7 protein-coding genes are annotated in these 8,641 nt (G+C 68.2%); all 7 read right to left on the bottom strand.

What is annotated here, in order from left to right:
• Positions 1–1,097, bottom strand: a 1,097-nt coding sequence (locus G6O54_RS35985) for a DUF1559 domain-containing protein (RefSeq protein WP_250847247.1), incomplete at its 3' end; no start/stop codon positions are given.
• 59 nt (positions 1,098–1,156) lie between these two features.
• A complete protein-coding gene (locus G6O54_RS38300; protein WP_250847246.1) occupies positions 1,157–1,369 on the bottom strand; it encodes a hypothetical protein in 213 nt (70 codons plus the stop codon).
• Positions 1,370–1,595: 226 nt separating this feature from the next.
• On the bottom strand, positions 1,596–2,468 hold the full coding sequence (locus tag G6O54_RS35980) for a sensor histidine kinase (protein ID WP_250847245.1): 873 nt from the start codon (positions 2,466–2,468) through the stop codon (positions 1,596–1,598).
• A gap of 275 nt (positions 2,469–2,743) precedes the next feature.
• Positions 2,744–3,754: an esterase/lipase family protein gene (locus G6O54_RS35975; RefSeq protein ID WP_165235562.1), complete on the bottom strand. Its 1,011-nt coding sequence runs from the start codon at positions 3,752–3,754 to the stop codon at positions 2,744–2,746.
• A 319-nt stretch (positions 3,755–4,073) separates the two neighbouring features.
• Positions 4,074–5,126, bottom strand: a complete 1,053-nt coding sequence (locus tag G6O54_RS35970; protein WP_165235559.1) for an iron-containing alcohol dehydrogenase family protein — start codon at positions 5,124–5,126, stop codon at positions 4,074–4,076.
• A gap of 13 nt (positions 5,127–5,139) precedes the next feature.
• Positions 5,140–5,916, bottom strand: coding sequence for an HAD-IB family phosphatase (locus G6O54_RS35965; RefSeq protein WP_205679161.1), 777 nt, complete (start codon positions 5,914–5,916; stop codon positions 5,140–5,142).
• A gap of 20 nt (positions 5,917–5,936) precedes the next feature.
• Positions 5,937–6,743, bottom strand: a complete 807-nt coding sequence (locus G6O54_RS35960) for an Ig-like domain-containing protein (RefSeq protein WP_165235556.1) — start codon at positions 6,741–6,743, stop codon at positions 5,937–5,939.
• Between the last annotated feature and the right edge of the window lie 1,898 nt (positions 6,744–8,641).

The following is an 8,641-nucleotide window of genomic DNA, read 5'->3' as shown; positions in this document are numbered from 1 at the left end:
CAGAGGGAATCGGCGCTGATGACCTCGCCGCCCCGGACGGAGCTGAGGGCCTGATAGACGCCCGGGCCGGTGAATCCCGCACCCGTGACGTAGCCGGTCCCCGACATCGTGACGCCCACGGGGAGGCCCGTCTTCGTGTCGAGCGTCCAGCTCTGGATCGAGTCTTTCAGGAACTTCACCGAGCCGTCGCACATGGCGAAGTTGGCGCCACCGGGGTGGAAGCTCGAGGCGCACTGGACGAACGAGTTGCCGCCGGTGATGGTCGGATAGGACTGCTTCTTCTTCTGGATGTTGATCGGGTAGAAGGTCGTGAACGTGCTGTCGCCGTAGTCGCCCGAGATCCACCAGTGCCAGCGAAAGAAGGACCGGTCGTCCTTGCTCAGCAGGCCGTGCGCGTGCTCGCTGAAGGCGATGGTGTTGCTGGTGCCGTCGGTGATCGACGCCAGCCGGACCAGGCTGTGCGAGGCGCCCGGCATCAGGCCGGCGTATCCGGAGGTCACGATCGCGCCGTTGTGCTGGGACATCGCCGACGCGGCTTCCGTCCCATTGTACGGGTTGGTGGCATTGTTGCCGTACCAGAGGCCCGCCCAGAAGCCGTAGCAGCCCGCGTAGCTGGTGAAGGCGAATGTCTGCGGGATGCCGTGCTGCGAAGTGGGATCTTCCGTGTAGGTGTTCCCGGCCATCTCGGTGTCGCTCGGGCAGAAGAATAGGTTCACCTGCGCGGCGCTCACCGTGACGTTCGGGTTGGTGCGATACGCGAAGCTCTGGTTGTAGGCGTTGAAGAGGGGGCCCTGCTCGGCGTAGGGGAGGAGCTGGCCGAGGCAACTGTACGCCTGGTCGTAGCCGAGGGAGTTGCCCGGCGCGGTTTGCATCGCCATGGCCCAGGGGTAGATCCCGTTGGTGCTCTCGTAATTGGCGAGGGCCAGGCCCAGTTGCTTCAGGTTGTTGATGCACTGTGCGCGGCGGGCGGCCTCGCGGGCCGATTGCACGGCCGGGAGCAGGAGCGCGATCAGGACCGCGATGATCGCGATCACGACGAGCAGTTCGATCAGCGTGAAGGCATGCCGGCGCGCGCCCGAATCGGTGGGTCTGGACAAGCTTGTCTCTCCATCAGGGTGGGGTGTGGGTCGGTAGGGGCAGGGTGGGACGATCGCGGTTACCGCTTGGACGGGGCCTGCGTCCTGGGCGCGCTCCCCTTCTTTTCGATCGCGGCCTGGCCCTTGTTGTCCTCGACCGAAATCGAGCCGATGGCGGGCTGACCGGGATCCTGGTTGGAGCAACCGCAGGCGGGCAGCGCGAGGCTCATCGCGAGCGTCATGATCAGGGCACGGACCGGGGTGAAACGGGATGGCTTCCAACGGCGAAGCATAAGGGCCTTGCTCCAGGGTGTGGGTAGGCGGTCGTTGCCTCAGGTCTGTGAAGACGGGAGAGTGTACTGACTTGACGTGAAGGTTTGGAGAAGGAAGTCGGCCTTTTCTAGATCTTTCGGCGATCCACGAGTTCGATGAGTGGCGGTTTGCCAGTCGGCCCCACGGAAGGATCATCAGGAGTCACCCGGGCCCTCGGGCACGAAATCCAGGCGGACCATTCTCCGATCAGGCCGCCCCGGACTGGGGCTTCGAGGTGGAGGAGGGGGGCGGGCAGGACGGGAGGACCAGGGTGAAGGAAGAGCCCCCGCCAAGGCGGCTCTCGGCGCGGAGGCGGCCGTGATGGGCTTCCACGATGTCGCGGCAGACGGCCAGGCCCAGGCCCGTGCCCCCCATCCCGGAGTCGTCGGGCCCGGTCTTGGTGGAGAAGAAGGGCTCGAAGATCTGCCGCAGGTCCTCCGGCGCGATGCCGACTCCCCGGTCGATGACCCCCAGCTCCACCAGCCTGCCGGTGGCGTCCGGCGCCACCCGGAGCGTCACGACTCCTCCGCCGGGCATCGCCTGTCGAGCGTTGATGAGCAGGTTGATGAGGACCTGCTGAATCTGCGCCGGATTCACCCTGGCGAACGGCCGTGCGGGCATCTGGACCTCGAGCCGGACCTTGTGCCGGGCCAGGTCCTTGCTCACGAGCAGCACGACCTCCTCCGCCAGCCGGTTCAGATCGACGGCGATCCGGTGGTTCGGGTCGCGGCCCGGCCGCGAGAGGCCGAGCATCCCGCCGGCGATCGCGACGGCGCGCTGGCCGGCTTCCTGGATCCGGAGCAAGGCCCGCTCGCGATAGGCGGGGTCCGGATTCCTCAGGCCGAGCTTGGCATAGTTGACGACCGGTGTCAGGGCGTTGTTCAGCTCGTGGAAGACGCCGCCGGCAAGGACCCCGAGGCTGCTGATCCGCTGGAGCGCGATCACCTGACGGCGGAGGCCGTCGAGCTCCTCGCGGAGCCTCGCCGCATCCGTCGCGGCCTCGGCATCGGGCGGCCGTGAAGAGCGGGTCGCCGCATTCTCGGAGGAAACCGCAGGGTCCATCCTGTTCGTGCTCGCCATGAGCGTCCAGCCCTTCTGCCCCGTTCGAGATACCTCCACTCGTATCGGACCGCGGGGCCGTCGGAATGAGCCCAAAGGGGGGCCGTTCGCCCGCGCCGGACAGTTTACGTCCGGCCGGGAATTGGGGCGGCGGGCGCAGTCCTCCGGGGCGCTCGATGCTTGCGCAATCGTCGCGGATCTCTCCGGGCTTCGCCGCCTACGCCCCCGTCCGGGACTCGCGCGGGAAACTCCCGCCGGCTCGGACGGCGGCGCACCATGGGAGAGACTTCGATCGATCAGCGGAGACGGGTCTCCCTCGCGGGTTCATCCAGGCGGGCCGATGCGCCCCAGGGGATGAGGCGGATGCCGTTGGGCAGGCTGACGCGGGGGACGGCGGCCAGGTCGTCGGTGATGAGGGGAGGGGTCACCTTTCGGCCGTCACTCCAGAAGCCGAGGTGGGTGAATTGGTCCTTGTCGCGGATCGCCTCGTCGAAGGTCCGGCCGGCGAAGGCGACCTCGAGGGCCCCATCGGCGATCCGCCAGAAGCCGGCCGTGTCCATGGCGTTGATCTCGCCGATGCTCATCTGGAAGGAGCGGAAGAAGCCTTCGCCCGTGTCCAGGCGATCGTTCGAACAGGTCGGAGCGGTGTGCTCCGCCAGCAAGGGCGGGTAGCCGTGCCTGTCGGACCGGAACAGCAGGAAGCGCTTGCGGGAGCGGGGGACGGCCCTCGCCTCGGTGAAGATCTGACGCCCCCGGATGTCACCGACGAGCAGGTCGTCCTCCCCCACGCAGACCACCAGGAGGGTGGACGCGGGGATCTGGTCCAGCCTGGGCTCGCGAGTCGGGAAGACTTCCCCGGGCATCAGCGCGAGGACGAGCCGCGGCCTGGGGAGCCCGGACTGAGGATCGGCGGCCACCGCGGCGACCTGGGCCGCGAGATTGCCGCCGGCCGAATGGCCGATCAGCGCCACCTTGCGGGCATCCGGCCGGACGTGCCCCGTCCCGGTCTCCAGGACATCGAAGGCATCCCGGATCGCCGCCACCGTATTGGGGAGGAAGTCCCTGGGCAGTGTCCCGACGTCGTTCTGATAGCGCGGGAAGACCACCGTCCGGCCCGACCGGACCAGGTGATCGATCCAGGCCCCGTAGAATGCCGGATTCACCGCGAACCAGCCGTGCAGGAAGACGACCACGGGCGCCCTCTCGGGCTTCGGCTCGGCGGCCTCGAAGATCCAGTACGATCGAGGGCCCCCGCCCAGGTCATATCTCTTTACCGTCGCGTGAGGATAGGGAGCGGGTGCCGTCACCGTCCGCCTCCTGGACGCGGTTGGCCCCGACACGTCCTCTTCGCCCGCCACCGCGCGCGGAGCCGGAGACCACGGGCCGGCTCCCGCAAGCATCAGACACACGATGAGCGCCTTCTCTGCCGTCCGTGGCGAGCGCATGGGGGGGGCCTTTTTCACTAGTCTTCGTGCACGTGGTATCCCTGGTCGGGTCGCTACAAATAGCGCGGTTTGCCTGGACTGTCAATGTCAGACAGGAAGAAGTCCCGCCTCACGCGTCCTTGCAACGGAGCCCTCCGCATCTCTCCTTATCGGCCGAGACGGGGTGAGATCTCCACGCCGGTCAGTCGGCGAAGCAGGGACGGAGGCGGGGGTCGTCGGTGAGGAGCTTCTCGGCCTCGTCGAGGGCGCCGGGCTCGGAGAGGACGGTGTAGAAGTCGTCCTTGATGGTCGGGGCCAGGCGGATGGCCTGCTTCCACTCGGATGCGGAGAACGGATCGGAGCGGACGGCCTCCCAGAAGCCGGTCTGGTCGAAGACGCGGCCGATCCGCTCGCTCTGGTTCCTCTGGAGCAGGCTGACCAGGTAGGTGGCCACGCCGACCTGGAGGCCGTGCAGGCGAGGACGCTTCGAGACGGCGTCGAGCGCGTGCGAGATCAGGTGCTCGCTGCCGCTGGCCGGCCGCGAGGAGCCGCAGATCTCCATGGCCACGCCGTTGAGCATGAGCGCCGTGCCGAGCAGGCGGGCACCCTCCCGGTCGAACGAAGGCTGGGCCAGGAACTGGTAGACGGTCGCGTCCGACAGCAGCGCGGCGAAGTCGTTGACCGGCAGGCCGCGGCGGTGGAAGGCGAGTTTCCAGTCGAAGATCGCCGTCAGCTTGCAGACGAGGTCCCCGACGCCGGAGAGCCAGAGCGGCCGCGGGGCCTGCTCGCAGACGTCCAGGTCCAGGACCACGGCGTGGGGCAGCGACGCCGCCAGCGATTTCCGACGTCCATCCATGGTCAGGCTCGACTGCGGGCTGCAGAAGCCGTCGTTGGAGAGGGACGTCGGCGTGGCATAGTACGGCAGGCGGGCCAGGAACGCCACGTACTTGGCGACGTCCAGCGCCTTGCCGCCGCCGAGGCCGATCACCGCCCGGGCCTTCCCCGGCAGCCGCGTGAACAGCGACGAGGCGAACTCGAAGCTCGCGTCGGCCACCTCCACCGTCTCCAGTCGCTCGATCGCGTGCTCGGCGAGGCTCCGCTCCGCCCGCCCCAGGTACTCCGGCACCAGGCCCTGGCTCACCAGCAGGATCGCCGGCGAATGGCCGGCCCGCCGGAGGTAGAGCCCCAGCCGGTCGAGGGCGCCGGGCTTGACCCGGACCAGCGAAGGAATGTTCACGTGAGTGCTCAGATCCATGATCGGCGTCCCCTCAGCGGGCGGCGAGCATCTCGGCGATCTGGGACCAGCGATCGAACGGCCGAAACGGCCGGCCTTCATTCCGGAGCACGGCGGCGAGGTCGCCGCGGGCGAACCGCAGGCCGTCCGGGACGAGCCGGGCGGCCTCCGCGTCGGGGAAGCCGTCGCCGGCGAAGGCCACGGCCAGGCCGCGGTCCAGGGCGGCGCGGACGACGGCCGCCTTGTCCACGCCGGTCTCGGGGGATTCGAACGGGCTCCCCGTCGGCGGCTCCATCAGCAGCCCCTCCCCCGCCACGAAACGGCCCGGGTTGGACCAGACGGTCAGGTCCACCCCGGCCTCCGCCAGGAGGATGCGAATGTACCACTCGCACCCCGCCGACGTCACCACGACGTCCCAGCCGTCGCCCCGCAGGCGGGACACGGCCTCCTTCAGATTCGGATCCAGCCCCATGCGCTCGACCGTCCGACGGACCGTCGCCTCGTCCGCCCGGATCGCCGCGAAGTAGGCGCGGAGGGCCTGGAAATGGGTCATCCGCCCGTCGCGGTACTCTCCCCAGTAGTCGGGCAGGCCCGGGGGGAGCAGCGACTCCGCCGCCAGCTTGTAGAAGTCGTCTCGCGTCATCGTGCCGTCGAAATCGGACACCAGGAGCTTCGTCGGGCCGGGGGCGTCGGGGTGATGGATCATGCCGCGAGTGTACCACGAAGGCGGGCCGGCCCGGCGGTCGGGGCGGCCCGATCCATCCGTCGCCGCCCCGCCTCGCCCCGCCCCGACCCGCCCCGTCGAGCCCATGCGTCGCATCCGGGATCGGCCTAGCCCGCGTTCTTCGGCGGCACGATCTGGAGCCCGAAGGTCTGGCTGGCGCGGCTGATGTGCCCCACCTCGTCCACGGCCTGCACGGCCAGCGTGTACTTGCCCACGGCCAGCGGCGTGGTGACGTGGAGGGCATACTGGTTGTTGCTGGAGACGACCGCGGAGCCGAGGACCTCTCCGGTGTGGACGTTCACCATCTGGACCGTCGTGCCGAACTCGTACGACCCCACGAACGAGGGCGTCGACAGCGGCGAGGCGAACGCCCGCGGGTTGATCTGCGATCCCGAGCTCTTGGCGATCGTCGGCGCCCGCGGCGCGGGCATCTTCTGGCCGAGGATGAGGGCCGCCTGGAGGATGTACGCGCTGTCGTTCGTCGCCAGGAAATTCGGCTGGATGCTCGCCGTGTCCACCTGGGTGACGAGCTGGCTCACCGAGCTGACCAGGGTCGTCAGGGCGGGCTCCGGCGTCTGGGCCGCCCGCAGGACCGCCTCGAAGGCGTGGTTCAGCCGCGAGGCGTTCCCCGAGCTGATCGACGTCTTGAAGGTGATGTCTCGCAGCACGTTGTTGTAGTTCGTGAGCGCCTGGCTGGGCGGCTTGACCATCGTGTTGATGGACTGCTCGAGCCCGAGCTGGATCTGCGTGATGAGCTCCGGCGGGAGATACCGATTGGGCTGGAGGGCCCGCATGTTGTACGGCACCTTCTGGATCCGGAGCTGCTTCTGCGCGAAGGTTATCGGGATGTTCTGCGTGCTGCTGGTGCCGGAGCCGAACAGGTTCAGGCCGCTGGCCGACGTGGTGGAGAGCATTTCGCGCACCTCCAGGCCATCGGGCGAGGGAACAAATCGACGGCGGTCCATCGCGCGGATCTCCTGCGGGAGAACGAGGTCGACACCGGTACGCACCGATGCGGCGGAGGGCCCCGCGACGATCAATCCGCCGCGAGCCTCGCCCCTGCCGATCGAGGCGCAGCCCCGGGGCCGGGCCGGCCCATGCAACCTGATCTGATCTGATCTGAGCGTGTCGACGAGGACGAGTCCTCCCGCGACGTGACATGCGGCCGGGAAGATCCGCCCCCGAGTTATCAAGCCAGACGTGTGATTGGCCCCCCTTCTGGGAGGACGTCACGGCGATTTACCAGAATCCACCAATCCTGGCTAGCCCGGCTTGCCGCGAAGGAGGGCGACCACGGATGGCACGGAGAACACGGATGAGGGGAGGGCGGAGAATGGTCGGTGGGTGAGAGTGCGTGATCGGATGGCGGCGACGGAGCACGTCCACAGATCGAGACCGCCGTGCTCCGGGAACGCCTGCCGCGAAGAGCGAAAGCGCACCGTCCCGTCCCCGGGGCTTGGCTTCGGTCGTCGCATCGCCGGTATCGTGCAACGCGCCGCAAGTCCTTCTACGGTAACACCCCGGATGCGGTTTTCGATTGGCTTCGCCCCCCCGGTTGAGTTGAGACTCGAAACGCTCGGCCCGCCCGCCGCTTGCGATCCGACAGGGTGGCCGGGGTGGAGGCGCAGCCGACCCCCGGGATCGCCTCGGCCCGGGGGCGGCCTGCGCGACGGGCGGAGGCCCGCCGGCCGTGGGGTCGCCTTCGGCTCCTCCACAGCCACCCTCTGGCTCGCTCGCGGTGGGAGGGGACGGGCCTCGATGCTGGGCCATGCCGGCTGTCAGGCCCCCGAGGACGAGCACGGAACGTTTCGGGATGGTGCGGCTTCGCCGGCATCGTCCCACAGGACGGGGAGCTGAGGTCTGGGAAGCTTGGCCGTTGACGGGTCCTGGCTTCGCTCGTCGCGCCGGCTGCTTCGAATGACGCGCCGCAAGTCCTTCATCGACAACATCCTGGACGCGGTTTTCGATTGGCTTCGCCCCCCCGGGCGGGCAGGCGGCACGCTCTCCCTGCTCGTCCCTTGCGACCTCGTGCGCGATCGATGCCGATACGATCGTCGCCGAGCCGAGGAGTGAGCCACCGACGCCTCGGCCATCGCAGGCCGAGGCCGAGTCGAGTCGTGCCCTTCGATCATCCGGGCCGCACGTCATCGCGGCAGATCTCCTCCGGCCTCATCGTCCGGTCCCGTCATCAGCGCGCGCACTCGGCGAGGATGAAGCGCCTCTATACAGAGAGTGCGCCATGGTTCGCGTTTTTCGTCCACGATCTGGAGGATTTTCTGGCGATTCTTCCGGCATCAAGCCACGGGATCGTCAGGATCGGAGAAGTTCGCTGCTCCGGATCTCCTTGCTCCAGCCTGCAACACGCCGCGAGGTGGGCAGTTTGTCCCGTCCCTCCAACTTCCTTATCTCGGGTGCGGGGCCGCTGATTCTCTGGCCGCTGACTCTCCGCAGGTTCATAAGCCGTCGGGGGCCGGGCACGGGCCCGGTTGTTGTGAGGGAGCGAAGCGACCCCACGACTCGAGAGTCGCCCTCAATCCACCACGACCTTCTTATGGCCCCGGATTGGCTTCGTTTGTCGTATTCACGGCTGTTTATGATAGATGTTAAGCCCCATCTCTATATAGCTTTAAGTCTGATTCCAAAATTGGCTTTGCCCCCCATTTTCTCCGAATTCCGCCGGCCCGCGTCCTCCGCGCGGGCCGGCGCCGGTGCATTCCTCACCGACACCGAATTGCCAAATATCCTGCCGGGTGTTCCGCGCGCCCGGCGCGCAAGAATCCCTCCCTACTCAATACAGTCCCGGAGAGCCCGA

It is taken from the genome of Aquisphaera insulae (genome assembly GCF_011064615.1).
GTDB lineage: Bacteria > Planctomycetota > Planctomycetia > Isosphaerales > Isosphaeraceae > Aquisphaera > Aquisphaera insulae.
Note: the sequence above shows the minus strand (reverse complement) of the source record. Positions and strands in the feature narration are given on the sequence as shown.